Genomic DNA, 25,484 nt, shown 5'->3' on the forward strand with positions numbered 1-25,484 from the left:
GTCATTGTTAGTTACTAACTAGTTTCTCAATGAAAAACTCTAAATGACCCGAGGCTTGACTAGGTGTTGGCCACTTAGCAATTTTTGTAGCCAGTGTTTTAAAAGCAATTGCAGCAGGCGACCCAGGAAAAACCTCAACAATTACTTTTTGGCGGCGCGTTGATTTGCGCATATTTTCATCATATGGAACCGTTGCAACCAACTCCATTGATATATCTAAAAATCGGTCGGTAACCTTTGAAAGTTTTGCAAACAATTCCTGCCCTTCGCGTAAACTACGCACCATATTGGCAACAATTTTAAATTTATAAACGCCGTGCTCACGGCTAAGTACTTTAATTAAAGCATAAGCATCGGTAATTGATGTAGGCTCATCACATACCACCACAACCACATCTTGCGCTGCGCGAGAAAAACTCAGCACCATATCGGAAATACCCGCAGCGGTATCAACAATTAAAATATCAAAGTCGGTGTTAAGTTCACTAAATGCACGAATAAGTCCAGCGTGCTCTGAGGGTGATAACTCAACCATACTTTGCGAACCCGATGTTGCAGGCACTATTTTTATGCCTGCGGGACCTTCGACTAAAATATCATCAAGTTCACATTCGCCCGATAAAACATGAGATAAATTACGCTCAACGCGCAGTCCAAGCATCACATCACAATTCGCTAATCCTAAATCAGCATCTAGTACAAGCACACGTTTGCCTTGTTGGCCTAACGCGATTGCCGTGTTAAGGGATACGTTCGTTTTACCCACTCCACCTTTGCCGCCGGTGACAGCGATAACTTTTACGCCGTTATTATTATTCTTGCTCATTTTGCGAAGGCCGCTTGCTTGATCTAAAACTGTGTTAATCATACATCTCTACTGTGCTCGACGCCACTGATTGGTGTCGTGATTGTTGTGCTTTTATTCTTTTTAAATACAATTGCTCAGCTTTTTTTACTAGTTTTTCGGCATTTGCCACTCTAATATCTTCTGGTACTCGCTGACCGTTAGTAAGATACCCTATTGGGAGACGATTTTGAATCGCAATACTAATAATCTCACCTAAACTCAATGACTCATCAAGTTTAGTAAAAATACATCCGCTTAGCTGTACTTTTTTAAAGTGCCTTACTGTTTCTTGTAATACATTAATTTGCGCCGTCGCACTTAATACTAAATAACTACGTATATCAACACGCTGATTACGCATCAAGGTGTTTAACTGCTCGGTTAAGCGTAAATCACGTTGACTCATTCCTGCTGTATCAATTAAGACTAGACGTTTATTTCGTAAATGGTATAAAACTTCTGCTAATTCATTTGCATCTTTAACTTGTTTAACGCCACAACCTATAATACGACCATACGTTGCTAGCTGCTCATAAGCACCAATACGGTAGGTATCGGTAGTAATAAGCGCTACTTTATCGGCACCGTATTTTTGTGCACCCAATGCTGCCAGTTTTGCAACTGTGGTGGTTTTACCCACGCCAGTAGGTCCGACTAACGCAAAAACACCGCCTTGGCGAAGTATTTCGTTGTTCGTGGTTTGCATTTGATCTTCAACCATGTTCAATAAAGCTTTCCAGCCTTGTTGGCGAGACACATCGTCTGGTACAAAACATGCCATTTGCTCAGCAACATTTTTTTCTATCCCCATACCGACTAAGCGGTCAATCATACATGCACGGGTCGGGTCGCGACGTGCCATATCTTGCTGCATTAAACCTGATACTTGGTGCTCTAATAGTTGACGAATTGCGTTCATTTCTTCACGCATTGTGCTGATGTCACTGGATTCTTTATGCATTGTTTGCTGACGCGGTGCGCTAGGTGAATCTAAATCGTCAAAGCCACTGTCTAAGTCGTCGAAACCTAAGCTATCGGCTTGGGTGCGAGGGCGCACTGGCGCGCTTTGTTCACGTTCAAACATATTTTTAGGTCGTGATTGCACAGGCTCTTGTTCTTGATAGTGACCAGAAGTGTCAATGCCAGAGTGTGAAAACATTGAAGCAAGCTCTGCTGAACGAGGACGTGGAGACTGACGCTCTAGTAAAGCTTGTAAGCTATCTGCAACCTTTGCCTGTGGCTTAGGTTGAGCGCGTTGCGGTTCTGGTTTAACAAAATTATGTGAACTTTGCTCAGTATGTGCAAATGAAGCTCTTGCAGCAGGTTGGCTTTGAGGCTGCTCTGGCGCTTTTGTCGCTGCTTTGTCGTAATCAACTGCAGCAACAATTTCAACGCCATTAGCTAGTTTTTTATTTGACATAATAACCGCATCAACACCCAACTCTTCTTTTACTTCTTTTAGTGCAGTGCGCATGTCTTTAGCAAAAAAACGTTTAATTTTCATAATTCAAACCCCTTTAAAATCTTATTGTTGGCCTACAGAGCTGACAATCTTGATCTGTCTTTCATCTGGTATCTCTTGATAAGACATCACTCGCAATCCTGGAATGGTGTATTTAACAAATCGAGATAACACAGTGCGTAACATTCCTGACGTTAGCAATATTGAAGGTTCACCGGCCATTTCTTGATTTTGATGCGCTTCATTCAATGATGTTTGAAGTCTATCAGCAAGCCCTGGTTCTATTCCGGCACCTTCATCACCTGCATTTTGAAGTGACTGATGCAACATCTGTTCCAACTCAGGCGCCAAGGTTATGACAGGGATTTCAGAAGACATACCAACGGCATCTTGGACGATTAATCTACGCAGTGATATTCGCACTGCAGCCGTTAATACATCTGGGTCTTGGCTACGAGGGCCATACTCAACAAGGGTTTGAACAATTGAACGCATATCTCGTATTGCCACCCCTTCGTTTAATAAATTTTGTAGTACTTTAACGATGGTGGTCAGCGGTAATACCTCAGGTACAAGTCCTTCAACTAAGCGAGGGTGACTCTTACCTAACATATCTAATAAGTTCTGTACTTCTTCATGTCCGAGTAATAATGCGGCGCTATTGGTGAGTAACTGGCTAATATGGGTTGCCACCACGGTCGCCGAATCAACCACCGTGTAACCTAAAGACTGTGCTTCATCTTTTTGATCGGGTTTTATCCAAACCGCATCTAAACCAAACGCAGGATCTTTAGTTTCAATTCCTTTTAGCGGGCCAAATACTTGGCCTGGGTTAATCGCTAATTCATCACCATGTTTAAGCTCACCCTCACCACTTGATACACCCATCATGGTTATGCGGTATGCATTTGGGTCGAGTTCTAGATTATCGCGTATATGCACCGGCGGCACTAAAAAGCCCAGCTCTTGAGATAGTTTTTTACGCACTCCTTTAATACGGTTTAACAGCTCGCCACCTTGTGATTGGTCAACGAGAGGAATGAGTCGGTAACCGACTTCTAGACCAATAACATCAACTTGTTGAACATCATCCCAACCCAGTTCTTTTTGCTCTTGTTTAGCCGCAATTCCGGTACCTGAGGCCGCATTTTCGGCTTCTTCTGCTTCTGCAGCGGCTAATTTCAGTTTATTTTGCTGAGTATAGTATGCAAGGTAACCTAAAAGCGCCCCTAAGCTTAAAAATGCAAGGTGTGGCATACCTGGGACTAAGCCCATAGTAATAAGGATACCTGAGGCAATAAATAACGACTTTTCGTTACCTAATTGCTTCTTAAACTGATCGCCCATGTTGTGCGATTCATTTTGACGGGTTACAACAATTGCAGTACCAATTGAAAGTAGTAATGAAGGTAATTGCGCGACTAAGCCATCACCAATGGTCAATAGTGTGTACACTTCCATAGCGCGTGAAAAACTTAAATCATGTTGGATCATGCCAACAAATAAGCCACCCACAATATTGATCACTAAAATGACTATGCCAGCAATAGCATCGCCTTTTACAAATTTACTAGCACCATCCATAGAACCATAAAAGTCAGCTTCACGAGTTACTTCCTCACGACGTTCTCTGGCTTGCTCGGCACTGATAAAACCGGCATTCATATCTGCATCTATGGCCATTTGCTTACCTGGCATAGCATCTAGAGTAAAACGCGCTGATACTTCTGAAATACGACCAGCACCTTTGGTGATTACCACAAAGTTAATGATGATCAGAATTAAAAACACCACCAAGCCCACGGCGTAGTTACCACCGATTACCACTGAACCAAATGCTTCAATGACTTTACCAGCAGCATCCCCACCGTTATGACCCTCAAGCAGTACCACCCGGGTACTGGCCACATTGAGTGCTAAGCGCATTATGGTTGCAATTAACAGCACGGCTGGGAACATACCAAACTCAAGCGGTTTCATGGTGTATACAGTGACCAGTAATACAACTAACGCAAGCGCGATATTAAACGAAAATAATATATCAAGCAGGAATGGAGGCAGTGGTAAAATAACCATACCCAGCGCAGCCAACACCAAAAGCGGTGTACCAACGCCCTTCGCATATTCTTTTTTATCTTTATTAAGTTGTTGTAATACCGCTTTAAATTCCATAACTCTACAATTTCAAAAAATTGACACTACGCTGAAATTGCAATAACTATTCCAAGTTAGTTGGTTAGCAGTTAATACTTAAATTCATCGGGGATAGGCAGCTTTTTATTAAGGGCAACAGGGCGTTTTCCACGGCCTTTTTTAAACCGTTTAAGCTGAAACACATAAGCAAGCACTTGAGCAACCGCAGTAAATAGCTGATCGGGGATTTGCTCACCCACTTCTGCAGTATGATAAAGCGCTCGGGTTAAAGTTGGAGACTCAACAATAGGCACTTCATTACCCAATGCAATTTTACGAATTTGCATGGCGAGCTCATCCACACCTTTGGCTAATACAATAGGCGCGCCTGCTCGCTCTGTATCGTATTTTAAAGCTACGGAATAGTGAGTAGGGTTGGTAACAATAACATCGGCGTCTGGCACATCCTGCATCATTCTCTTTTGCGACATTTGACGTTGGGTTTGCCTTATGCGCGCTTTAATCTGCGGATCACCTTCTGAGTTTTTATATTCGTCTTTTACCTCTTGCATAGTCATTTTAAGCTGTTTGTTATGACTATAGCTTTGAAATGGGGCGTCAATAGCAGCAATAATAATTAAGGTGCAAGACATGGCTAAAAACATCCACGCTAAAATTTCCAAAGCATGAACAATATTGCCAGGCGCACTTTCTATACTTAAATGTAAGATTTCATCAAAAAACGTATTAATTAAAAAAATAGCAAATGCGGCCACCAAGCCAAACTTTAATAATGACTTAAGCAATTCTATAGCCGCTTGTGGACCAAACATGCGGGTAAAGCCTTTCATTGGCGACATTTTACTGGCTTTGGGCGCAGCTGCTTGCCAACTAAAATTAAAGCCGCCAAGCATGGTATTACCGATAAATGCAGCCAATACAATAATGAGTACAAACATCGACATAGGAAATAACAGTACGTCGGCCACCTCTCCCCATACGGCAAACATTTTGGTGGTGTCGTAGGTTTCATTGCGGTTAAGACTCAGCATTCTTCCCATAATGCGGTACAAGCCTTTGCCAATTTCAGGCCCATACATTAATAAGGAAATAGCAGAAAAAATAAGCACAAACATGGTACCTAACTCTTTAGAACGCGCTATTTGGCCTTTCTTTTTAGCATCATCAACTTTTTTTGGGGTGGGTTCTTCGGTTTTTTCTTGTCCGGAATCTTCAGCCATTACGCTCTCCTAAGGGGAACAACCAATTAGAGTACACATCAGCTCAACCATTTTTAGCCATTGGAACTCAAACTGAGTGACAAAGTTACCGAGCGTTGCCCAAATAATAACGAGCCCTGCCACTAAGGTAAACGGGAAGCCTATCGAGAAAATATTTAACTGCGGTGCAGCACGGGTCATAATACCAAATGCCATATTAATAACCAGCATGGCGGTTAATGGTGCTAATGACAGCACTAATGCAGTGGTAAACATCCAACCACCCCATGTCACTATGTCCCAGTAATGATCAACCGCCCACCAATTGCCATCAATCGGGAGTACTTCAAAACTGTGCACCACCATTTGAATCATCATTAAATGACCATTAAACACAAAAAATAATAAGGTAGCTAATATTAGATAAAATTGCCCCACTGCAGGCACACTCATCCCATTAGAGGGGTCAACAACAGATGCAAAACCTAAACCGGTTTGCATAGCAAGAATTTGACCGGCTAACACAAACGTATTGAGTAATAGTGTGGACGCAAAACCAATTGCGACACCAATCAACATTTGTTGGAGTACCACTAAAATCATTTCAAAAGAAAATAGATTAGTAAATGTAGCAGCAGGAAGAACAGGAACAACTAAGAAGGTGACCACTACAGCCAAGCCCATTTTTATTCGAGCAGGTACGTTTTTTGCGCCAATACCCGCCATGATCATGATCATAGAGCTGATGCGCACTAAGGGCAGTAAAAAATCACTTAACCATTGAATGACAACGGAAAATGGAAATTCCATTGTTAACCTGCAATTTCGGGGATAAGCAGCACTAAGCGATTAAAAAAGTCCATTAGCTCTTGAGTAAACCAATGTCCTCCCACAATCAGGGCACTGATGGTGATTAATAAACGCGGTAAAAAACTCAGTGTTTGTTCGTTAATTGAGGTTGCTGCCTGAAACACAGCCACAACCAACCCAATAATTAAGCCAGGTACCACAATGGCAGACACCAGCTTAATCACTAAAAATAGGGCTCCACTTAAAATATCAACAAATACTTCAGGTTCCATGGACGACTCCTAGTGTGGTTGGTTCAATGAAGAGTGCACAACTACGTGCCCAAGCCAAAGCTTTTAGCGAGTGTACCCATCACCAAGCTCCACCCATCAACCAATACAAACAACATAATTTTAAACGGTAGCGACACAATCATGGGCGATAGCATCATCATACCCATGGCCATCAATACCGATGCAACCACCAAATCGACAATCAAAAAGGGAATAAAAAACATAAAACCAATAATAAAAGCGGTTTGTAACTCACTGGTCACAAACGCAGGAATAAGCACAACCATTGGCGTTGCTTCAGGCGAGTCAAGCTGATCGTAACCTGCTATTTTAGCAAAGGTTTCTAAATCTTTTATACGTACCTGTGAGAGCATAAACGCTTTCATTGGCTCTTTGGCTAAATCAAGTGCTTCAAGTGACGTTACTTGTTCACTTAAATACGGTTCGATAGCTCGCTCATTTATTTGCTCATAAATTGGCGCCATAATAAAAATACTTAAAAACAGCGACATACCTAGTAATACTTGGTTCGAAGGCGTTTGCTGCAAACCAATGGCTTGGCGCAAAATAGCTAAAACAACAATAATTCGAGTGAAAGAGGTCATCATGATAATGGCGGCTGGAATAAAGCTCATAGCCGTCATGATCGCCAACACTTGTAGCGTCACTGAGTAGTCTTGGGTGCCATCGGCATTAGTAGTGATCGTCAGCGCGTCAATCCCCTCGGCATTGACCCCTGGGACAAACACCATGGCAAATAGGAAAAGCAGCCATTTAGTCATAATATTAGTTCTTTTTATTTTGATTAAGTTGCGGATTCAACATTTTGCCAAACCGCTTCGCTAATTCTGGTAACTCTTTTTCTGTTAGGGGGGTTTCTAACTTGTGTAGATAATTAATACTGTGTGGAGTAACCCCTAATAGGTGCTGTGCATTATCTATTTCAACCACCATTAAGCGCTCACGTGATCCCAACGGAAGACTGCGGATCACTTTAAACTCATCGTTATTGGTTAAATTTGGATTGAGCTTTTTTACAAAAAAAGCCAACACTAAAATTAACACCACAACCATACCCAAAGATAACACCATGGATACGATATCTGTGGTCGGTGTTGCAGCATCTGTTGCTGCAAACACCGAATTGCTTAAACTGGCTAGTGCTATCATCGTAACTTTTTGATCCGTTCAACCTGGCTAATTACATCCGTTAAACGAATACCGAACTTATCGTTCACCACAACCACTTCGCCATGCGCAATCAAAGTACCATTAACTAAAACATCGAGCGGTTCGCCGGCAACCCTGTCAAGCTCAACGACCGAACCTTGGTTAAGTTGTAATAAATTACGAATATTAATTTTAGAACGCCCTACTTCCATAGAAATAGTAACGGGAATATCTAAAATAGTATCGAGTTTACGTTTTTCTTCACCGCTGAGTTCATGCTTTGAATCATCAAGCTCATCAAGCTCGGTTACTTTGACCTCAGGACTATCGTCAGTGCCTTCAGCTTCAGCAAGTGCTGCTGCCCATTCGTCCATTGTATCTTGATCATCGCTCATACTTTTAACCTTTTAATCAATTACCAGTCTAAGTCTACACCGTTTGAAAGGTGTAAATCATCTTCTAGTTCTGCTAATTCTGCATCTGAATCAATTTTTTTGCCGCCTTTGGTAAAGACATGCAGCTCAGATTTAACTGAATCAGGGCGTTTAATTTTTTCACTAATTTGTAGCGCAACGTTATCGCGTGAACGACCCATTTTAGCTCTAAATGTAGGGAGTTCTTCCACAAATACGGTAATATGCTCAGGCATTTCAACTGGAATTATATCCCCAGCTTTGAGCTCCATTATTTGTTTTAAGCTTAAATCAACTTCAAGTAGCTGGGTCGATAAATCGACTTCTACGTCCATTATTTCGTCACGAAGCGCCTTACTCCAACGTAAATCGGTATCTTCAGTATCAGACTGAACACCCGCATCCAATAGCTCTCTGATAGGTTCGAGCATTGAATAAGGTAGCGCAATATGAAAGTCTCCCCCGCCACCATCCAGCTCAATATGAAAAGAGCTGATAACCACTACTTCGGTTGGGCTAACAATATTAGCCATCGCAGGGTTTACCTCAGAATCGAGGTACTCGAACGACACATCCATCACCGGTGCCCATGCTTCTTTGTAATCTTCAAAGATTATTTTCAGCAGCATTTGCACGATTCGGCGTTCTGTTGGGGTAAATTCACGTCCTTCAATTTTGGCATGATAACGGCCATCGCCACCAAAGAAGTTGTCTACCAGTATAAATACTAAGCGTGCTTCCATGGTAATAAGGCCGGTGCCTTTTAGTGGGCGAAAACGCACCATATTCAAACTCGTTGGTACAAACAAGGTATGTATGTACTCACCAAACTTGATCATTTGCACGCCGTTAATTGACACCTCAGCGGTGCGGCGCATCATGTTAAATAAGCTGATTCGCATGTGACGGGCAAATCGCTCGTTAACAATTTCAAGTGTCGGCATGCGACCACGCACGATGCGATCTTGCGAAGAAAAGTCGTACTGTAGTGTACTTCCCTCACCATCTTCACCGTCGTGTATATCTTCCTCTTCGACTTCATCGACACCATGTAATAGCGCATCAATTTCGTCTTGGGATAATAAATCGCTCACACTGGCCCCTTATTGCATCACAAAGCCGGTAAATAGTACCCGCTCAATTACTTTATTCCCTTCAACATCCATCATAGCGGCCTGTACTTTATCAAGTGCAGTAAAACGCAGTGTTTCTTTGCCTACACTGGTGCTAAGTTCATCAGCCGTTGTCATGGAAAATACACTCAGGAGTGTGCCTTCAATCAGTGGAATGTGTTTTTTAGCCGTTTCTTCATTACCATCGCCGCGCACTAATAATTGCACTTTAATCTGTACAATTCTATCGCGACTAGCCCCTGGCACATTAAAAATAAATGGTCTAGGCATCGCAACATATAAAGCACTGCCAACCGTTGCCGAAGAACTTGTTGGCGCAGCAGCTACCTCACCATTGGCAGCATCATCTGCAAGGGTTTCTACTGGCTCATCACCACCTGATAATAAAAAGTACCCTGCCACAGCGCCAACAATAAGTAATACAGCGGCAATAATTATTATGAGTTTGCTTTTACTTTTACTTACTTCTTCTATTTCTAAATTAGTATCTTCAGCCATTGTGTTTCCTTTATTTGCAAAGGTATTTGCTTGTTTTAACTATTATAATAGCAGGACTTAGGCATAGTAATCTATTGATGATGACGTTTGTTGTCCAGAACCCTGTATTTGTTTATCTGGTTGCTCACTATTTGTCTCATCTGTAGAGCGATTATTAGCCATTTGCCCTTGTGCATCACCTTCTTGTTGCTGTGCTTGCTCACCTGAGGAATCACCGTAAGAAATACTGCTTTCACCTAGTTCTAAACCTTGCTGCATCAGCATTTCTCTAAGCCTAGGTAACGACTGCTCCAGCGCTTCTTTGGCTTGCTGGTTTTGCACTACAAAGTTGATTTGTGCTTGCTCAGCATCACTTCTAATACGAATTTGCATGCTGCCCATTTCTGGCGGATCTAGGCGAATTTCAGCTTCTTTATTATTAATACTTAACATTGAGCTAACCCGCTCTTGTAGCATTTTTGCCGCATCACTTTTAATAATGTTTAAAGCCTGTAACGTGGCAGGATCAATGCTTACTTGTTTCGCTTGTGCTGTACTTTGTAACTGTCCTGCTTGCAAGCTTTGCGCTTCAATAATAGCTTGTTCGTACCCTAAAGTATCGTATTTAGCGAGACTACTAAGCGACTGTTTGTCAAATATATTAATGATCTGAGAGAAAATTTGTGCTGCACGCGGTGGCATTTGCTCAGCATTAGTGCCGCGCATGCTCTCTTTTTGTAATGCGTCTAACTGTTTGGCAAGCTCTTCAGGGTTATCAGCTACCGATTTTGAACTCTCTAATTTTAGCTCAGGTTTTACATTGGCTGATTCAGTACCAGCCTGTGCTTTTGGCGCTATTGCTCCCGCCAAAGCATTATTTGAAAATAGTGGCTTATCTTTGGCGCTAAACAAGCTGTCCGCGTTAATCGCGGTCTCTAAATCACTGATTACTCCTTTTAGCGAGGTAAGTTCTTTCGTTGATAAAGATTCATTTTTAACGTAACCCTGCAACTGATTGAGTAAGGCCTGTTTTTCTGAGGTAGTTAACGTACTTATTTGTGCATTAATGGTCTGCTGAGGTGTTTGCGGCTTCTCACTTTCACTCACATACTTACTGAGTAATTGCTTTAAATCCGCTAGGTTATCTTTATTAATTGGCTTGCTCATCGCATTAAGCTCAGTGGCTAATTCACCTTGCTGAGCAGGTGTTAAATTTGCCAATAATTTATCTGCTTTAATGGCATTATCATCTTTTGATAACAGCGCCAAAATTGATGAGTCTAATGATGATTTTACGGTTGTGGTATCAGTCGGCTTATCGGCCACCTTATCTGTTGCTAATTGACTTGAAACAACATCGCCTTTTTGACTCGCATTAACAGCTGCTAGCGCTTTTGTGTCAAGCAGTGTCGGCTCACCTTCGCCTTTTCCTGCTAAATTAGCACCTTGTACATTTTGTGTTTGTGGAATGATTTCATCATCCACAACGGCATCACTTGGCATAGTAATAATAGGTGCCAGCTTATCTTCAGGCTTAGCGTTTATTTTAACAGCGTCTTTGTCTATTAACTGCGCACCACCATGGGGGTTATTTTTTACTGAGGTATCGATGACTTGTGCCGCATTAATTTGCGCCAGCATATCTTCACCGCTCAAAGGCTTTTCTTCGCTACTTTGCTCTTTTAGATCGGATTGTTCATCTGCTGATTGTTTGTTTGGCGCTTTAGCTTGCGTACTGTGTGTTTCAGAAGCTTGGTTAGCAAGGGCTAATTGATCAAAAAAGCCCGCATCATTACTGCTGTCTAGCTTTGTTTTATCACTGTCTTTTTTAACTAAGTATGAGTCTTGCTCAGATACCGCTAACATTGAAATATCATTTATCGCCATAAATCACCTAATAAAAGCGGCAACAGCCCACCGCACAATCCTAAAAATCATTGCTCTTGTAGAATCTAAGCAATTAGCATGCCTACCTTATAGTGCTTTATGCCTTTGATAAAACTGATTAGAGGAAAATTCATCGAGCATTTTTTGCTCACTTTTAGCGGCCAACATATCCGCTTTTATCTGTTGTTTTTCAATTAACTTAGCAACCGCTTTCGCTTTTACTTGTTGCTTTAACCACAAGGTTTTACGCTGGCTAACCACCTGCTTTGCAGTGTTAACAGTGCTTGCTTGTTGACGTATCGCTTCTTCAATCTTAGCAATGAATGCATGATACTGACTAAATCCGGCACTTGATAAACCCGACTGCCCCTTAATATGAAGTTGCTGCGTGTATTCAAGTCGAAAGTCATTTAAGCCCTGCAGCTTTTGCTGATTTACTTGCAAATTTTGATTAGCTTGCAAGTAGCTCATGCGTAACGTTTCTTCTTTTTCGTTTTCAAGCCTGAGCAACAAATGCAGTTTATTTTTTGCCATTATGCTTGTCCTAATAATTGCGCTAGCCCTTGAAGGCCATCATCATAGCTAATCACATCACGCATCCCTTGTTGTAAAAATGCGTTCACTCGTGGCATCATGTTTATTGCCTGATCGAGCATTTGATCACTGCCTTTTTGATAAGCGCCCAAGGTGATCATATCTTTGTTCTGTTGATACATTGAATACACTTGCTTAAGCACCCGAGCTTGTTGCATGTGCGACTCAGACACCACTTGAGGCATAACTCGAGAAATCGATTTTTCTATGTCAATGGCAGGATAATGGCCGCTGTCGGCTAAATCACGCGATAAAACAATATGTCCGTCAAGTATGGCACGTGCAGCATCAGCAATCGGGTCTTGCATGTCATCGCCTTCACTCAGTACGGTAAAAAAGGCAGTAATAGAGCCTTGTCCTTCCCCGCCGTTACCCGCTCTTTCCACCAGCGCAGGTAATTTAGCAAATACTGAAGGTGGGTAGCCTTTTGTTGCAGGGGGCTCACCTACAGCCAGCGCGATTTCACGCTGTGCCATAGCATAACGCGTCACCGAGTCGAGTAATAACAATACGTTTAAGCCTTGATCTCGAAAATACTCTGCAATGGTTACCGCACTTTCGCAGCCTTTTAATCGCATTAATGGTGAGGCATCAGCGGGGGCTGCAACAACAACTGAACGTTTACGCCCTTCAACACCCAGTATTTCTTCAATAAATTCTTTTACTTCTCGACCACGCTCACCGACTAAACCCACTACAATCACATCGGCTTCACTGCCTCGGGTCATCATGCCTAATAATACTGATTTACCCACACCAGAGCCTGCAAATAAGCCCATGCGCTGGCCTTGGCCGACAGTAATCACCGAGTTAATAGCACGTACCCCCACATCCATAGGCTTACTAATGGGGCGTCTTGCAAGAGGGTTTATTGCATTTTGAGCAAATTTGAGTGTATGTTCTGCATTAATTTTACCTAAGCCATCTAAAGGTCTGCCTAAGCCGTCTACCACTCGACCAAGTAAGCTCATGCCAACAGGCAAACCTGTGTCATTAACTTGGGGGATAACTCGCGCACCAGGCAGTACGCCTGAAATGTGGTCGTTAGGCATTAAATACAAAGTTTGATCGTTAAATCCAACAATTTCAGCGTCAACAAAGCCGTTCATTGTTTCAATTTTACATTGGCTGCCTACCGGAGCGCGCAAACCTTTGGCTTCCAGTGTTAAACCAACCACACGCGTTAAAACTCCCGCGACTGCAGGCGCTGGAATTTTAATATGCCGTTGGTATTGAGATAAGCGTTCGCTTAATGAAGTATCGCTCACAGACATAACACGCCAATAAAAAAGTTAGATACCACTGTTATGCAAAAAGCTATCCAACGTTTCTTTGACACGGGTTTTCAAGGTCATATCTAAAGATGATAACGTTGTTTTAACTTCACAACCGCCCCGCTCTAGAGTGGGTTCTGCAATTAATTGCCAATGATTATCTTCAATAGCTTGTTCGCCATAACTGGTTTTTATCAGCGATAAGTCATCTGGATGAAGATGAATTCGAACTTTTTCTTGTTCTGCATTAAGTGCATCAATGCTTTTTTTCAAAGTATGTAAAATAATATCAGGTGATGTTTTTACTTCTTGATAAATAATCGCTTCACTGAGCATAGTGGCTAGCTGTACCAGCTGTTTTTCTGCTTGTTCGTCCACTTTTTTAAGCGGGTCGCTTAAACTATCTAGTAAGCCACGCAGGCTGGTCAACTGCTCATCAATTAAGGGTTTAACGTCTTCTTGGCCTTGTGTTTTACCCAGCTCTACACCTTCTTTGTAACCCGCCTCTTTACCCTCGGTTACGCCTTTGTCAAAGCCATCTATATAGCCTTGTTCGTGCCCTTGTTTAAGGCCTTCTTCGTAGGCATCTTGGCGAATACGCTCCAGCTCTACCATAGTTAATGAAGGCAGCTCTGGTTCTTCCGGTTCTTCTACTTGTTCTTTTGCTATTTCTTTACGGTATAGCTCGGCTAAGGGTGTGCCATAAGCCGTAGAGCGATTGCGAAAGCTTCGCTCATCGGGAGCAACATCAGGAATTGGCCAATTTTTTAATAACTCATCAGCTTCATCTGCATGTAATGGGCGACCTTTAGAGTGACTCATAGGTTATAAGAACTCCTCACCACCGCCACCACCAAGCATAATTTCACCTGAATCAGAAAGGCGACGTGCTGTTGATAAAATTTCTTTTTGCGCCGCTTCTACTTCACTAATGCGCACAGGAGCCATAGCCTCTAAATCATCAGCAAGCATTTCAGCAGCACGTTTTGACATGTTACCCAAAATTTTCTCTTTAAGGGCATCGTCGGTCCCTTTAATGGCTTTCATTAATACATCTTGCGGCACTTCACGCAGGATTGCTTGAATGCCTCTGTCGTCTACATCCATTAAGTTTTCGAAGACAAACATTAAGTCTTGAATTTGTTGCGACATTTCTTCGTCATGCTCACGGATTGAATCCATTAACTGCCCTTCAACATTTGTATCGAGGTAGTTCATGATATCTGCCGCAGCTTTTAAGCCACCCATTTTCGCAGCTTGTGCACCCGCTTGACCGGCAAATTGTTTTTCCATAATTTCATTCAATTCTTGCAATGCTGCCGGTTGTACTTCTTCTAAATTAGCAATACGCATGGTTAAATCGAGACGCACTTTTTCAGGAAATTGCGCTAAAATTTCAGCCGACTGTTCAGGCTCTAGGTAAGAGAGAACAATTGTTTGAATTTGTGGATGCTCATTACGAATAATGTTAGCCACCTGTTTAGAGTCCATCCATTTTAATGAATCAAGACCTTTAGCGCCTGAGCCCATCACTATTTGGTCTATCAAGCTGGCGGCTTTATCTTCACCTAATGCGGCTGTAAGTGCTTTTTTGATGAAGTCTTCAGACTGAAAACCAATCGTACTAAAGCTTTGAATTTGTTCAATAAACAAATTATGAACCGCGCTAATTTTAGCTTGCGACAAATCATCGATTGCTGCCATAGCCATACCGACCTTTTGCACTTGTTTTGGCTCTAAGTGCTTGAGGATTTGCGCTGCATCTTCTTCAGTTAAGCTCAGCAATAATATTGCGGCTTTATCTACACCATCAAGTTTATCAACATCAAACGCTTGAGGTAGTTGTTTTTGTTCTTGATCAGTCATCTTCTGTTAACCACGCTTTCACTACTTGTGATGATAGTTCTGGTTCATTGGCTACAAGGGCACGAACCGCTTTGAGTAAGTCTTCGTCGCCGTGTAGGTCTGGTAAGCGTAGTGTACCATCGCTTGAGAAGCCAACTGAAGCAGAATCAAAGTCATTATTTAGCATATCTAATGTGCTGTCACCAAGATCAACACCTGAACTAAGAGAATCTTCATCGTATTCTTCAAGTGTATTATCTGGGTAGATTAAGCGTTTAAGCATAGGTTTAACGACAGCTAAAATCAGTACAATAATAACCAGTGCACCTAATACTAAGCGCATCATTTTCATAAACCAATCTTGTTCCCATAAAGGCAACTCAAAATCAAGCGCTGAGTCTTCACGAACAAATGGTACGGTCACTACTTCAAGTGCATCGCCACGTTGCATATCAAAGCCTACGCCACCTTGTAACAAGCGACGAATATTTGACAGGGCTTCAACCGAGCGTGGCGTCATAGTTGTTTCACCATTTTCACCCACCGTAGGCAGGTAATCAACCGCAACAGAGACGCTTATTCTGCGGATCACTCCAGTTTGCTGACGCTTATGTGAAATAGTGGTATCGAGTTCATAGTTACGAGTGGCTTCTTTGTGAGTTCTACTCGGTGAGGTTGCAGTGCCTGCACCGCCCGCCATCGCATCTTCAGGAATAGTTGAGTTAACTGGTGGCTGATTAGTAAGCGCGCCTGGAATACCAACCGCTAGGCCACCAATATTATTTTCTTCAAAGGTCGTTTCACTTCTTACCGCAGGTAAATCTGGGTTGTAACGTTTTTGTGTTTCTTCTACCGCACTAAAGTCCATACTTAAATCTACTTGTGCGGTGTAATTACCTAATCCAACCACGGGGATCAAAATACTGTCGATTTTTTCTAGGTATTCTTGCTCACGTTTACGTTCTATATCGTATTCTTTACGTGAGCGTGCAGCTAAAGAGGTTTGCGAGCCTGAATTTAATAAACGACCATTTTGATCGGTCACAGTAACGCGCGAAGGCTCAAGCCCTTGTACCGCTGAAGCTATCATATCAACAACCGAGTCAACTTCTTCGCCATCTAGAGAGCGACCGCGTTTAAGAGTAAGTACAACAGTTGCAGAGGGTTTTTTCTCTCTACGGGCAAACACATTTTCTTTGGGAATCGCTAACAATACTTTGGCGCGAGTAACATTATTTAGCTCTTCTATAGTACGGGCAAGTTGTTGCTCACGGCCATGTTTAAGGCGCTCACGCTCTAAACGTTGGCTTACCCCAAACCCCATGTCTTGCATAATAATGTCGCTACCTGATGTAGGCCCTTGATCTAAACCTTCACGGGTCATCAATAACTTGATATTTTGATATTCAGTTTCATCCACCGAGACCACATTGCCATCAAGTTGGTAGTCAATTTTTTGTGCATCTAAAAAGTCGAGTGTTTCTATTAACTCTTCAGTTTGCATTTTACCTAAAGGGCGCATATCTGGCTGACGAGCCCAAATAATAACGAAAATAGCAATGGCTAAACAAATAGCTAATGCAACAATCAGGGTAATTTGACGTAAAACATCAACACCGCCAAGGGCACTGAAATAGCCTGATTTTTGCTCTTGTTGATCTTCGTTTTCACTTTGATCCATCATGCCATCAGCAAGTGCCAGATCTGTAGATTGATTAGATTGCGCCACAATAATTCTCCACTACCTAGTTAAACAGGCATGTTCATAATTTCTTTATAAGACTCAACAAGCTTATTACGAACCTGTACCGTAGCTTCAAATGCCACAGAAGACTTTTGCGAAGCAATCATAGCCTCAGCAAGTGATACGCTTCTGTCGCCATTCTCTACCGCTTTTACTTTTTGTCCTGTGTCTTGCTGAAGTTCATGCACTGTATTAAGGGCATTACTCAACATGTCACCAAACTGTGCTGTAGAGGTTGATTGCACTTGCGTTGGCAAGTTATTAACTTGATTACTACGTGTGGCCTCCGCAGCCATTGATTGCATTTCTTGAAATAAAGCACTGTTTTGAATTTTCATAATTGTCTCTGATAATGCAGTAAACTCTTAAAGAGAATAAAGCACAAAACATGCCAAAAATTAAAACCAATTAAAACAACGCTTTAAGTAAAATAATTAAGCAGTCAGAGTTTTGACAGCCCTAAATTCAAGTGATTGAACTTAGGGCTTATGGGGGTTATGCTGGGAGGGAAATACCTAAATCACGCATTTGTGCTAATTTGTAGCGTAAAGTACGCGGGCTAATACCTAAGGTTTCGGCGACCTCTTTGCGTTTTCCTTGGCAGCGTGCCAAGGTTTCTAAAATAATACGATGTTCTTTATCTTTAAGCTCATCTTTGTAACTACCAGTATCGACGGCTAACAAATCATTTTTTTGCTCATCTGCAGGCGCTGCTTTTTCATCATAATAAGCGTTACTGAGACTACTTTTTACAGGCTCAATGTCAGCTTTAGTTTCTGCCACAAAATGCGTTGGGGCTAGATTTTCGATAAAAATAGCATGCTCATCAATACTATTCCCACTGCGTAAAATTAATGCTCGCTGGATAACGTTATCTAGTTCGCGTACGTTACCGGGCCAGCTATGGCTAAGCAGTTTTTGCTCTGCACTGCTATCTAAATACGCCATTGGCTCTTTGCTTTTACTTAAGTGACGTTCAATCAAATGTTTAGCCAACACAATAATGTCCCCTGGGCGCTCACACAGTGGTCGCCACAGCAGTGGGAAAACATTGAGTCGATAGTATAAATCTTCGCGGAACTGGTTTTCAGCAACCGCTTCTTTTAACTCTCGGTTACTTGTGGCAAGCACACGTACATCCAGTGCAATGGTTTTACGACCACCTAAACGCTCAACTTCACGCTCTTGTAGTACACGTAACAGCTTGGCTTGCAGGCCTAAATCCATTTCGGTGATTTCATCAAGTAAAATAGTACCGCCCTGTGCTTGTTCAAACTTACCAGGGCAAGCTTGAATAGCACCGGTAAACGCGCCTTTCTCATAACCAAATAAAGTGGCTTCGAGCATATTTTCAGGAATAGCAGCACAGTTAATCGCAACAAACGGTTCATTACAGCGTTTTGATTTGTCATGAATATAACGCGCCAGTACTTCTTTACCAGAGCCACTTGGCCCAAGAACCATCACACTGGCATCTGATCGAGCAACTTTATTAGCAAGTTCGAGTAATTGAATACTACTAGGGTCGGCGACAATGGGCCCGTCTGTTTCTTTTTCTTTTTCTGGTAAGTAACGACTCACCATATTCAATAGCACTTCTGGTGCAAATGGCTTAGCCATATAATCAATCGCGCCTAAACGCATAGCCTCTACAGCATCATCAATAGTGGCATAGGCCGTCATCATTAGTACGGGTAAATCAGGGTAATTTAATTTAATACTACGTAATAAATCCAAGCCGCTCATTGCGCCCATTTGTACATCACTGACCACCAATGAAAATACTTCTTTTTTTAGTAGCACCATGGCTTGCTCGGCACTATTGGCGGCCATACAGGCTATACCTGACATTTCAAGCGTATCAATTAATGCTTCACGAAGTCCGGCGTCATCTTCTACAACTAAAATAGTGTTACTCATTGTGACTCCCCTAATTTAGATGTGACACTAATAGGTAGCAACATACTAAAAATTGCTCCCCCTTGTGGGTTGTTGTTTGCTTCAACACGTCCCTGATGTGCACTGGCCACTGAACTTACAACGGCAAGTCCTAAACCAGTACCTTGGCTTTTAGTGGTATAAAAGGGTTCAAATATTTTTTCAGTTTGTGCTAAATCAAGCCCAGGGCCATTATCACTAACACTAATGCGGACATAATCAGGGTCTTGCATATCACGCAAAGCACTAAGATGTACTTGTGCACCACTGCCAATGACTTGAATACTATTATGAATTAGGTTTTGAATTGCGCTTGCCAATGCTGTTTTGTTACCCATAATTTCAATATCGGGTTCAGGTAAGCTCACATTTAATTCGCTATCATTGAGCGCTACCATAGCATCGGCACCGGCTTTAACTTCACTTAGTAGCTGTTGCATCGACACTTGCTCAACAACTTGCTGATCACCACTTTTAGCAAATAACAGCATGTCGTTTACTTGGGTTTCTAAATCTTTTAAACGTGACATTAATTTAGTATGAAAACTGCCGCGAGACGCTTCGGGTAAGCGTTTTGAGCCTAAATTTGCGGCATACAACATAGCCGCTGATAACGGTGTGCGTACTTGATGAGCTAAAGACGCAACCATTTTACCTAAGGCACTTAAACGCTGCATATGCGCGACTCGCTTTTGTAAGCGTCGGGTTTCGGTTAAATCGGTCATTAGTATAAGTTGCCCAGGCTCAGGCGCGAGTGCAGTAATATCGAGCTTTATTAAGCGTCCATCTTTTAACGACACTTCATGACCATCATCTTGATGAGGACGAAATGAGCGCTGAATAACGCTAAACCACTTCTCTCCTTCTAATGGCTCGCCGAGCATATCGATAGCTATTTGGTTTGCCTTAGCGATCATTCCTTTACCATCAAGTACAATCACGCCCGCAGGCATGGTATCAACCAGATGAGAGAGCCAACTTGCTTGTTGACGCAAATCACTCAACTCACCAACATACTCCTCTTGCAGTAAACATGGGTTATACTGATTAGCAGAAATAAACTGGGGTTTTAGCACACTTGCAAGGGCCATAATCAACTCTCTAAAATAATGTAGATACACTGGCTAATGCACAATATGTACCAAAATTATTTCATAATAATATCAACAATTTAAATAGTTAAAATACGTGCCGTAAAAATGACGCGCTAAGGAATAAGCATGAAAGAAGAAGCTCAGTATCGCTGTCCATGGTTAGATACAACAAAACCTGACTATGTAGAATATCATGATCATGAATGGGGCGTCCCTGTGTATGACGATCAACTACTTTTTGAGTTTTTAACATTAGAATCGGCACAAGCAGGACTCAGCTGGTATACCATATTAAAAAAGCGTGAGAATTATAAAAATGCCTTCGCCAACTTTGATGTACACAAAGTAGCGGCCTTTACTGAACACGATATAGAAAAATTAATGCAAAATGCGGGCATAGTTCGCAACCGCTTAAAAATTGTCGCAACAATTAATAACGCAAAATGCTTTATTACTATTCAAGAAGAGTTTGGCAGTTTTAGTGATTATCAGTGGCGATTTGTTGGTAATAAACCTCAGGTAAACGATTTAGAGACGCTTGCGGATTACCCTGCAGTTACTGAGGCATCGACGTTATTTGCAAAAGATTTAAAAAAGCGCGGTTTTAAGTTTTTAGGCCCAACCACAGTGTATGCCTACATGCAGGCCTGTGGAATGGTTAACGATCATAGTAATAATTGCTTTAGAAAAGAAGAAGTTAAAAAGTTAGGGTTAAAGGTTAAAGGTTAAAGGTTAAAGGTTAAAGGTTAAAGGTTAAAGGTTAAAGGTTAAAGGTTAAAGGTTAAAGGTTAAGCAAATAGCATAACTTTAGGCTTTTTGGTTTTAACCCTTTAATTGTTATATTTACCCAAAAAACAGTAAGTTGGCACCCAACGCAGACGTGGGGTAAACCTGCTAAAAAATAGAACCTGTAACGGATTCAGTGTAACTACCGGTGTTTAGTTTTTCTAACCTAATATCTAATACCTAATACCTAATACCTAATACCTAAAATATAACACCTGCACTTTGCTCTTAATCCCTAGACAAGTTATATTTTTTCATTTTTTCGACCAGTGTGGTTCGCCTTACGCCAAGTACTTCAGCAGCACGGGCGACAACGTAATCAAAGCGCTCTAATGCCTGTGTGATTAAGTTAATTTCAAGCTCAGCTAAGTACTCTTTAAGCTCAATACCTTCATCGGGCAATAAACCAGGTGCGGCCTGAGCAAAGTCATCTTCTAGATCTATTTCATCTTCACTAAATCCGCCGCTAAAAATATCATTAAATGCATCACGCTCCATCAGTTCTTCTGGGTACTGTGGCTCATAGGCTTCAACTTCAATGTAGCGATATTTATTAGGTAAGTCAGGAACATCAACCACCTTGTCTGGGAACATAATAACCATTCGTTCAACAAGGTTCGCCAGCTCGCGAATATTACCCGGCCAAGAATGTTCTTTTAAACTATCAATAGCACGCTCTGTAAACTTAGCCGTAGTACCGCTTTGTTCATTTACACGGCGCATAAGCTCTTTAAGTAGCAAAGGGATGTCTTCCGCACGTTGAGCAAGAGATGGGCTCTCAATAGGAAAAACATTTAAGCGATAGTATAAATCTTCTCTAAATGAGCCTTTTTCTATCATGTTTTCAAGGTCACGGTGGGTTGCAGCAATCACACGCACATCAGCTTGGATCGCTTTGGTACCACCAACACGCTCATAACTACGCTCTTGAAGCACTCGCAGTAACTTAACTTGCATTTGTAGTGGCATGTCGCCGATTTCATCTAAAAATAGCGTACCACCTTGCGCCAATTCAAAACGGCCTTTCCGTGCTGAAATAGCCCCAGTAAACGCGCCTTTTTCATGACCAAATAGTTCACTTTCTAATAGCTCAGCAGGAATAGCCCCACAGTTTACCGGAACAAAAGGCCCTTTATTACGCTTAGAGAGCAAATGTACGTTACGGGCAACCACTTCTTTACCTGTGCCCGACTCACCTAAAATAAGTACGTTAGCATCGGTTTTAGCAACCTGCGTAATTAAAAAGCGTAAATCTTTTACCGCTTTGGTTTCACCAACAAGACCATCAAAGGTGCTTTTCTCTTTATTATTTTTATGTTCATGCGGCAACATGCGCTGATATTGCTGACAGTCGTGTAACAGCTGTGTGGTTATTTCATGAGTAAATGGCTCACATATCAACCCCACAACATTAGCCAAACTCAACAAAGGTTTAAGCGTTTCACCAATTAGTAAAAAAGGAAATGTTGGGTATCGTTTAATTAAACTTTCGTGATCTAAAGACTGCAAAGCACCTAACACCACAATACATTCTTTGTTTTGATAGTGGCTGCATGCCTGTTCAAAGTCAGCTTCTGTTTGCAACTGTACAGCCTCACCAATAAAAGTAAGCGATGCGTATAATCCAATAGAGCGATTGTTATTATTATCTAAAATTAAGATCATCTTTAGCGAGCCATTTATTTCACTAATTTGTTTTATTAATCAAATTGTAAGCCAGTTGGGTTTGGATGCAAGCAATAGCGGCGATTTTTTGACATTAACGCCAAAAAACAGACACTGTCCGCACAAAGTCAATACTTTATAACTATTAATTGCCTGGGTAGTTTTAGTGACATACATACTTAGGATGAATTAAACGACATATAATGCGATTTTCAATGATACGATTCCACACAGAAGAAACACATAAAAAGTGCTATTATTACTTAAAGGTGTGACTGTTTTTGCCGATAAAGTAATAGTCAAACTTATGTTGGAACTAAACTTGCTTAAGGTTCTACACAGTAATTAAAATTTGAGGAATTACCTATGGCTCATGCATCAATCAATAAATACCGTCAAATAACAGTTAGCAGCGTTAAAGAAATGACTCCCTACGACCAAGTTAAACTCGTGTTTGTAAATATTGTTGGCAAGCTCTCTGCTGCAAAAGGATTTATTGAACGTAAAGAGTTAGAAAAAAAAGGCAACGCAATCTCTGATTGTATTGTGCTACTTGGTGCGTTGCAGCAAGTGTTAAATTTTGAAGACAATAATGAAGTATCAACTAACTTAGACTCTTTGTATGACTACTGCCAGCGTTGCTTATTAACTGCAAACCTTGAAAACAACATTGATAAAATTGATGAAGTAATTACCTTAATTAAAGAAATTAAGTCAGGCTGGGAAGCAATTCCATTTGAACAAAGAGAACCACAACTGTAATGACTTTAAAGCAGGTTACGAGCTCACAAATTACTGATAGTAAGACCAGAGACTACTGCAATGAGCTGGTTAGTTTGATTACTGACTCTCAGGATTGGGATATTGAGCAAGCACTGAATATTCATAGCCGGTTAGACAGTTACATGAATGAATCTTTAAAGCATGACGACGGTTTTTATTCTGAATCTGAGCTTGAGTTTTTAATCGCATTTGTGGCACAGCTTTCAACACTATTTGATAGCGAAAAACAAAAGCTAGCGATAGAAATTATAAAGAAACAAAAAAGCAAAGGCGCGGTGAATAAGTATAAATCTAATATTTAAAAACACTGCTTGCCTTAGCTAACCCCTATTTTATTCCCCTTTACAGAGTGATTAATTGATTTATCACTCTGTATTTTTATAGCCTGAAAGTTCACTATAAACCAAGCGTTGTTAATTACCAATAAGCGAACAGGTATAAAAAAACCTGACTAACAAGCCAGGCTTTATTTACTAAACAATGCTATTTAGCTAGACTTTTTAGCCACACCCGGTAGGTTAGCTAATTGTTGCTGCAAGTAACTTCCTGTCGAGTTTAGGTTAGCAACTAATATATCCATGGCATTGTATTGGCTATATAGTCGCTCTTCATACTTTTTCATTCGGCTATTAAATGCATCAACTTCATCTTGTAGCTTATCGAGTTGTGTTTCACGCCCTTCAATACGTGAACTAATAATACCATCAGAGGCCGTATAACCTTTAATAACAGTATCTAACTGGCCAACAAAACCATCACCGTCATTTTCGCCAACAAAAAACGTTTGGATAGCTTGTGGATCACTTTCTACGGCAGCTTTAAGCGCGTCAGAATCAATACTTAACTTACCTGAGCGCTCAGTTCTAATACCAAAGTTAGCTAAAAAGTCGGTATTACCATTACCCGTGCTAAATTCAGATGTTAACATCGAGCGTACTTGGTTTACAGAGCCTCTAAGTAATGAATCACCCGCAAGTGCACCAACGCCCTCTTCAGCGCTAGAGCGACCGAGCTGATTTGATAAATCAATAAATGCATTAAACTTCTCTACAAACGACTTTAAGCCAGCAGCAACATTATTATTATTTTCAGTGATAGTTGCTTTACTTAAATCATCGTCTGCATTGTGAGTTTTTTTAGCATTAATGGTAACGCCTTCAATAACATCTTTAAACTCATTGGTACTGCTTGAGGCCACAAGCGTCCCATCAATCGTAATTGAAGCATCCGTCGCTGCTGTTACTTCGTTTAAGTTTTCAGCATAGGTTGCAGATGCAGTATCGCTGTCATAAGCTAGTCGTGATAAGCCAGACAAATCAGTATTATTAGCATCACCAACATCATCAACCACAATCTTTATTGCGTTTTCTGCGCCAGTTTCCTTACTTGATAATACCAATCGCTGCCCCGTATCATCGGTAATAATAGTAGCATTAACTGAATCATTGTCAGCAGAGTCATTAATCGCGTCACGTATATCAGCCAGCTTTGCTGTGTCTGACACATTTATGTCAAAACTGTTAGAGCCAGAACTAATCGTGAGCTTACCCTCTCCCACCGCTTCATCGCCAGCTATAGCATTTGATGTTAGCTTATGGTTCTCAGCCAAACTATTAACTTTAATCGAGTAATTATTGGTTTGCGCGTTTTTTTCAGAGCTTAAAGAAACAAAGTCGTCACTGCCACTGATAGTGCGCTTTTGAAAGTTTTCGATGTCACCCAATGATTCTAGTGAACCATTAAGCTCTTCCAAAGAGGCTTTTAGGGTACCTACTGCAGATATATCGGTAGTAAAGTTTGCTTGCTGTTTAGTTACTCGAGCTTGGTAAGGGCTTTTTTCAGCATTCACTAAAGCAGTTACAATTTCATTAACTTGAAGCCCTGAACCTATACCTGTAAATGAAATAGCCATAATACTTACCCTCTTAAATTGCTCA

25 protein-coding genes are annotated in these 25,484 nt (G+C 41.3%); 3 read left to right on the plus strand and 22 right to left on the minus strand.

All coding sequences use genetic code 11. From position 1 onward, the window contains the following. Window positions 1–7: 7 nt before the first annotated feature. The 20 genes from PTET_RS11535 to PTET_RS11630 form a co-directional block, all read right to left on the minus strand. A complete protein-coding gene (locus PTET_RS11535; protein ID WP_010387928.1) occupies window positions 8–868 on the minus strand; it encodes a MinD/ParA family ATP-binding protein in 861 nt (286 codons plus the stop codon). After that, window positions 861–2,351, minus strand: a complete 1,491-nt coding sequence (gene flhF, locus PTET_RS11540) for a flagellar biosynthesis protein FlhF (protein WP_096038654.1) — start codon at window positions 2,349–2,351, stop codon at window positions 861–863. Before flhF ends, PTET_RS11535 begins: the two co-directional genes overlap by 8 nt. A gap of 21 nt (window positions 2,352–2,372) precedes the next feature. Beyond that, a complete protein-coding gene (flhA, locus tag PTET_RS11545) occupies window positions 2,373–4,481 on the minus strand; it encodes a flagellar biosynthesis protein FlhA (RefSeq protein ID WP_008112204.1) in 2,109 nt (702 codons plus the stop codon). Window positions 4,482–4,552: 71 nt separating this feature from the next. Continuing rightward, the gene (flhB, locus tag PTET_RS11550) at window positions 4,553–5,683 is read right to left on the minus strand and encodes a flagellar biosynthesis protein FlhB (RefSeq protein WP_008112201.1); all 1,131 of its coding nucleotides are present in this window, start codon (window positions 5,681–5,683) and stop codon (window positions 4,553–4,555) included. A gap of 9 nt (window positions 5,684–5,692) precedes the next feature. Then, complete coding sequence (gene fliR / locus PTET_RS11555) at window positions 5,693–6,472, minus strand: flagellar biosynthetic protein FliR (protein WP_024602030.1); 780 nt, start codon at window positions 6,470–6,472, stop codon at window positions 5,693–5,695. Between the two features lie 2 nt (window positions 6,473–6,474). Further along, on the minus strand, window positions 6,475–6,744 hold the full coding sequence (locus PTET_RS11560; protein ID WP_010387922.1) for a flagellar biosynthetic protein FliQ: 270 nt from the start codon (window positions 6,742–6,744) through the stop codon (window positions 6,475–6,477). Window positions 6,745–6,785: 41 nt separating this feature from the next. After that, a complete protein-coding gene (gene fliP / locus PTET_RS11565; protein WP_013465552.1) occupies window positions 6,786–7,526 on the minus strand; it encodes a flagellar type III secretion system pore protein FliP in 741 nt (246 codons plus the stop codon). Window positions 7,527–7,530: 4 nt separating this feature from the next. Beyond that, the gene (gene fliO, locus PTET_RS11570) at window positions 7,531–7,914 is read right to left on the minus strand and encodes a flagellar biosynthetic protein FliO (RefSeq protein WP_024602027.1); all 384 of its coding nucleotides are present in this window, start codon (window positions 7,912–7,914) and stop codon (window positions 7,531–7,533) included. Then, on the minus strand, window positions 7,911–8,309 hold the full coding sequence (gene fliN, locus PTET_RS11575; protein ID WP_013465554.1) for a flagellar motor switch protein FliN: 399 nt from the start codon (window positions 8,307–8,309) through the stop codon (window positions 7,911–7,913). The genes fliO and fliN overlap by 4 nt, the downstream gene beginning before the upstream one ends. Window positions 8,310–8,329: 20 nt before the next feature. Beyond that, the gene (fliM, locus tag PTET_RS11580; protein WP_010387912.1) at window positions 8,330–9,421 is read right to left on the minus strand and encodes a flagellar motor switch protein FliM; all 1,092 of its coding nucleotides are present in this window, start codon (window positions 9,419–9,421) and stop codon (window positions 8,330–8,332) included. Window positions 9,422–9,430: 9 nt separating this feature from the next. Then, entirely contained in the window at window positions 9,431–9,958 is a 528-nt protein-coding gene (gene fliL / locus PTET_RS11585; protein ID WP_013465555.1) for a flagellar basal body-associated protein FliL, read from the minus strand. Between the two features lie 57 nt (window positions 9,959–10,015). Further along, window positions 10,016–11,824: a flagellar hook-length control protein FliK gene (locus PTET_RS11590; protein ID WP_096038655.1), complete on the minus strand. Its 1,809-nt coding sequence runs from the start codon at window positions 11,822–11,824 to the stop codon at window positions 10,016–10,018. 87 nt (window positions 11,825–11,911) lie between these two features. Next, complete coding sequence (fliJ, locus tag PTET_RS11595) at window positions 11,912–12,358, minus strand: flagellar export protein FliJ (protein ID WP_008112186.1); 447 nt, start codon at window positions 12,356–12,358, stop codon at window positions 11,912–11,914. Continuing rightward, complete coding sequence (fliI, locus tag PTET_RS11600; protein WP_008112184.1) at window positions 12,358–13,692, minus strand: flagellar protein export ATPase FliI; 1,335 nt, start codon at window positions 13,690–13,692, stop codon at window positions 12,358–12,360. The genes fliJ and fliI overlap by 1 nt, the downstream gene beginning before the upstream one ends. An 18-nt stretch (window positions 13,693–13,710) precedes the next feature. Next, on the minus strand, window positions 13,711–14,514 hold the full coding sequence (gene fliH, locus PTET_RS11605; RefSeq protein ID WP_013465558.1) for a flagellar assembly protein FliH: 804 nt from the start codon (window positions 14,512–14,514) through the stop codon (window positions 13,711–13,713). 3 nt (window positions 14,515–14,517) lie between these two features. Then, window positions 14,518–15,558: a flagellar motor switch protein FliG gene (gene fliG, locus PTET_RS11610; protein WP_013465559.1), complete on the minus strand. Its 1,041-nt coding sequence runs from the start codon at window positions 15,556–15,558 to the stop codon at window positions 14,518–14,520. Beyond that, complete coding sequence (fliF, locus tag PTET_RS11615) at window positions 15,551–17,266, minus strand: flagellar basal-body MS-ring/collar protein FliF (RefSeq protein WP_096038656.1); 1,716 nt, start codon at window positions 17,264–17,266, stop codon at window positions 15,551–15,553. The genes fliG and fliF overlap by 8 nt, the downstream gene beginning before the upstream one ends. Before the next feature lie 20 nt (window positions 17,267–17,286). Then, window positions 17,287–17,619 (minus strand): flagellar hook-basal body complex protein FliE, encoded by a 333-nt coding sequence (fliE, locus tag PTET_RS11620; RefSeq protein WP_016899229.1) that lies wholly within the window; start codon window positions 17,617–17,619, stop codon window positions 17,287–17,289. A 157-nt stretch (window positions 17,620–17,776) separates the two neighbouring features. Further along, window positions 17,777–19,201 carry a sigma-54-dependent transcriptional regulator gene (locus PTET_RS11625; protein ID WP_028833986.1) on the minus strand — a complete coding sequence of 475 codons (1,425 nt, stop codon included), beginning with the start codon at window positions 19,199–19,201 and terminating at the stop codon, window positions 17,777–17,779. Then, window positions 19,198–20,310, minus strand: coding sequence for a sensor histidine kinase (locus PTET_RS11630; RefSeq protein WP_013465561.1), 1,113 nt, complete (start codon window positions 20,308–20,310; stop codon window positions 19,198–19,200). Before PTET_RS11630 ends, PTET_RS11625 begins: the two co-directional genes overlap by 4 nt. Before the next feature lie 129 nt (window positions 20,311–20,439). On the opposite strand from PTET_RS11630, the gene PTET_RS11635 reads away from it, so the two are divergent. Next, window positions 20,440–21,042 carry a DNA-3-methyladenine glycosylase I gene (locus PTET_RS11635; RefSeq protein WP_096038657.1) on the plus strand — a complete coding sequence of 201 codons (603 nt, stop codon included), beginning with the start codon at window positions 20,440–20,442 and terminating at the stop codon, window positions 21,040–21,042. A 285-nt stretch (window positions 21,043–21,327) separates the two neighbouring features. Here PTET_RS11635 and PTET_RS11640 read toward each other — a convergent pair whose 3' ends face one another. Next, the gene (locus PTET_RS11640; RefSeq protein ID WP_008112169.1) at window positions 21,328–22,764 is read right to left on the minus strand and encodes a sigma-54 dependent transcriptional regulator; all 1,437 of its coding nucleotides are present in this window, start codon (window positions 22,762–22,764) and stop codon (window positions 21,328–21,330) included. A gap of 366 nt (window positions 22,765–23,130) precedes the next feature. Between PTET_RS11640 and fliS the strand changes: the two genes are divergently transcribed. Both fliS and PTET_RS11650 read left to right on the plus strand, forming a co-directional pair. Beyond that, a complete protein-coding gene (fliS, locus tag PTET_RS11645) occupies window positions 23,131–23,526 on the plus strand; it encodes a flagellar export chaperone FliS (protein WP_008112168.1) in 396 nt (131 codons plus the stop codon). Next, window positions 23,526–23,849: a hypothetical protein gene (locus PTET_RS11650; RefSeq protein WP_028833982.1), complete on the plus strand. Its 324-nt coding sequence runs from the start codon at window positions 23,526–23,528 to the stop codon at window positions 23,847–23,849. The genes fliS and PTET_RS11650 overlap by 1 nt, the downstream gene beginning before the upstream one ends. A gap of 185 nt (window positions 23,850–24,034) precedes the next feature. Here PTET_RS11650 and fliD read toward each other — a convergent pair whose 3' ends face one another. Continuing rightward, the gene (gene fliD, locus PTET_RS11655) at window positions 24,035–25,459 is read right to left on the minus strand and encodes a flagellar filament capping protein FliD (protein ID WP_096038658.1); all 1,425 of its coding nucleotides are present in this window, start codon (window positions 25,457–25,459) and stop codon (window positions 24,035–24,037) included. Window positions 25,460–25,484 lie beyond the last annotated feature (25 nt).

The sequence above is a fragment of the Pseudoalteromonas tetraodonis genome (assembly GCF_002310835.1).
Taxonomy (GTDB): Bacteria; Pseudomonadota; Gammaproteobacteria; order Enterobacterales; family Alteromonadaceae; genus Pseudoalteromonas; species Pseudoalteromonas tetraodonis.

Coding starts and splice junctions, on each gene's coding strand:
- fliI (WP_008112184.1), bottom strand. CDS start 13,692: ATGTCTGTGAGCGATACTTCATTAAGCGAACGCTTATCTCAATACCAA.
- fliS (WP_008112168.1), top strand. CDS start 23,131: ATGGCTCATGCATCAATCAATAAATACCGTCAAATAACAGTTAGCAGC.
- PTET_RS11590 (WP_096038655.1), bottom strand. CDS start 11,824: ATGGCGATAAATGATATTTCAATGTTAGCGGTATCTGAGCAAGACTCA.
- fliG (WP_013465559.1), bottom strand. CDS start 15,558: ATGACTGATCAAGAACAAAAACAACTACCTCAAGCGTTTGATGTTGAT.
- PTET_RS11640 (WP_008112169.1), bottom strand. CDS start 22,764: ATGATCTTAATTTTAGATAATAATAACAATCGCTCTATTGGATTATAC.
- flhA (WP_008112204.1), bottom strand. CDS start 4,481: ATGGAATTTAAAGCGGTATTACAACAACTTAATAAAGATAAAAAAGAA.
- flhF (WP_096038654.1), bottom strand. CDS start 2,351: ATGAAAATTAAACGTTTTTTTGCTAAAGACATGCGCACTGCACTAAAA.
- fliR (WP_024602030.1), bottom strand. CDS start 6,472: ATGGAATTTCCATTTTCCGTTGTCATTCAATGGTTAAGTGATTTTTTA.
- fliN (WP_013465554.1), bottom strand. CDS start 8,309: ATGAGCGATGATCAAGATACAATGGACGAATGGGCAGCAGCACTTGCT.
- fliP (WP_013465552.1), bottom strand. CDS start 7,526: ATGACTAAATGGCTGCTTTTCCTATTTGCCATGGTGTTTGTCCCAGGG.
- fliD (WP_096038658.1), bottom strand. CDS start 25,459: ATGGCTATTTCATTTACAGGTATAGGTTCAGGGCTTCAAGTTAATGAA.
- PTET_RS11635 (WP_096038657.1), top strand. CDS start 20,440: ATGAAAGAAGAAGCTCAGTATCGCTGTCCATGGTTAGATACAACAAAA.
- PTET_RS11650 (WP_028833982.1), top strand. CDS start 23,526: ATGACTTTAAAGCAGGTTACGAGCTCACAAATTACTGATAGTAAGACC.
- PTET_RS11560 (WP_010387922.1), bottom strand. CDS start 6,744: ATGGAACCTGAAGTATTTGTTGATATTTTAAGTGGAGCCCTATTTTTA.
- fliL (WP_013465555.1), bottom strand. CDS start 9,958: ATGGCTGAAGATACTAATTTAGAAATAGAAGAAGTAAGTAAAAGTAAA.
- flhB (WP_008112201.1), bottom strand. CDS start 5,683: ATGGCTGAAGATTCCGGACAAGAAAAAACCGAAGAACCCACCCCAAAA.
- fliE (WP_016899229.1), bottom strand. CDS start 17,619: ATGAAAATTCAAAACAGTGCTTTATTTCAAGAAATGCAATCAATGGCT.
- fliH (WP_013465558.1), bottom strand. CDS start 14,514: ATGAGTCACTCTAAAGGTCGCCCATTACATGCAGATGAAGCTGATGAG.
- PTET_RS11535 (WP_010387928.1), bottom strand. CDS start 868: ATGATTAACACAGTTTTAGATCAAGCAAGCGGCCTTCGCAAAATGAGC.
- fliO (WP_024602027.1), bottom strand. CDS start 7,914: ATGATAGCACTAGCCAGTTTAAGCAATTCGGTGTTTGCAGCAACAGAT.
- PTET_RS11630 (WP_013465561.1), bottom strand. CDS start 20,310: ATGGCCCTTGCAAGTGTGCTAAAACCCCAGTTTATTTCTGCTAATCAG.
- fliJ (WP_008112186.1), bottom strand. CDS start 12,358: ATGGCAAAAAATAAACTGCATTTGTTGCTCAGGCTTGAAAACGAAAAA.
- PTET_RS11625 (WP_028833986.1), bottom strand. CDS start 19,201: ATGAGTAACACTATTTTAGTTGTAGAAGATGACGCCGGACTTCGTGAA.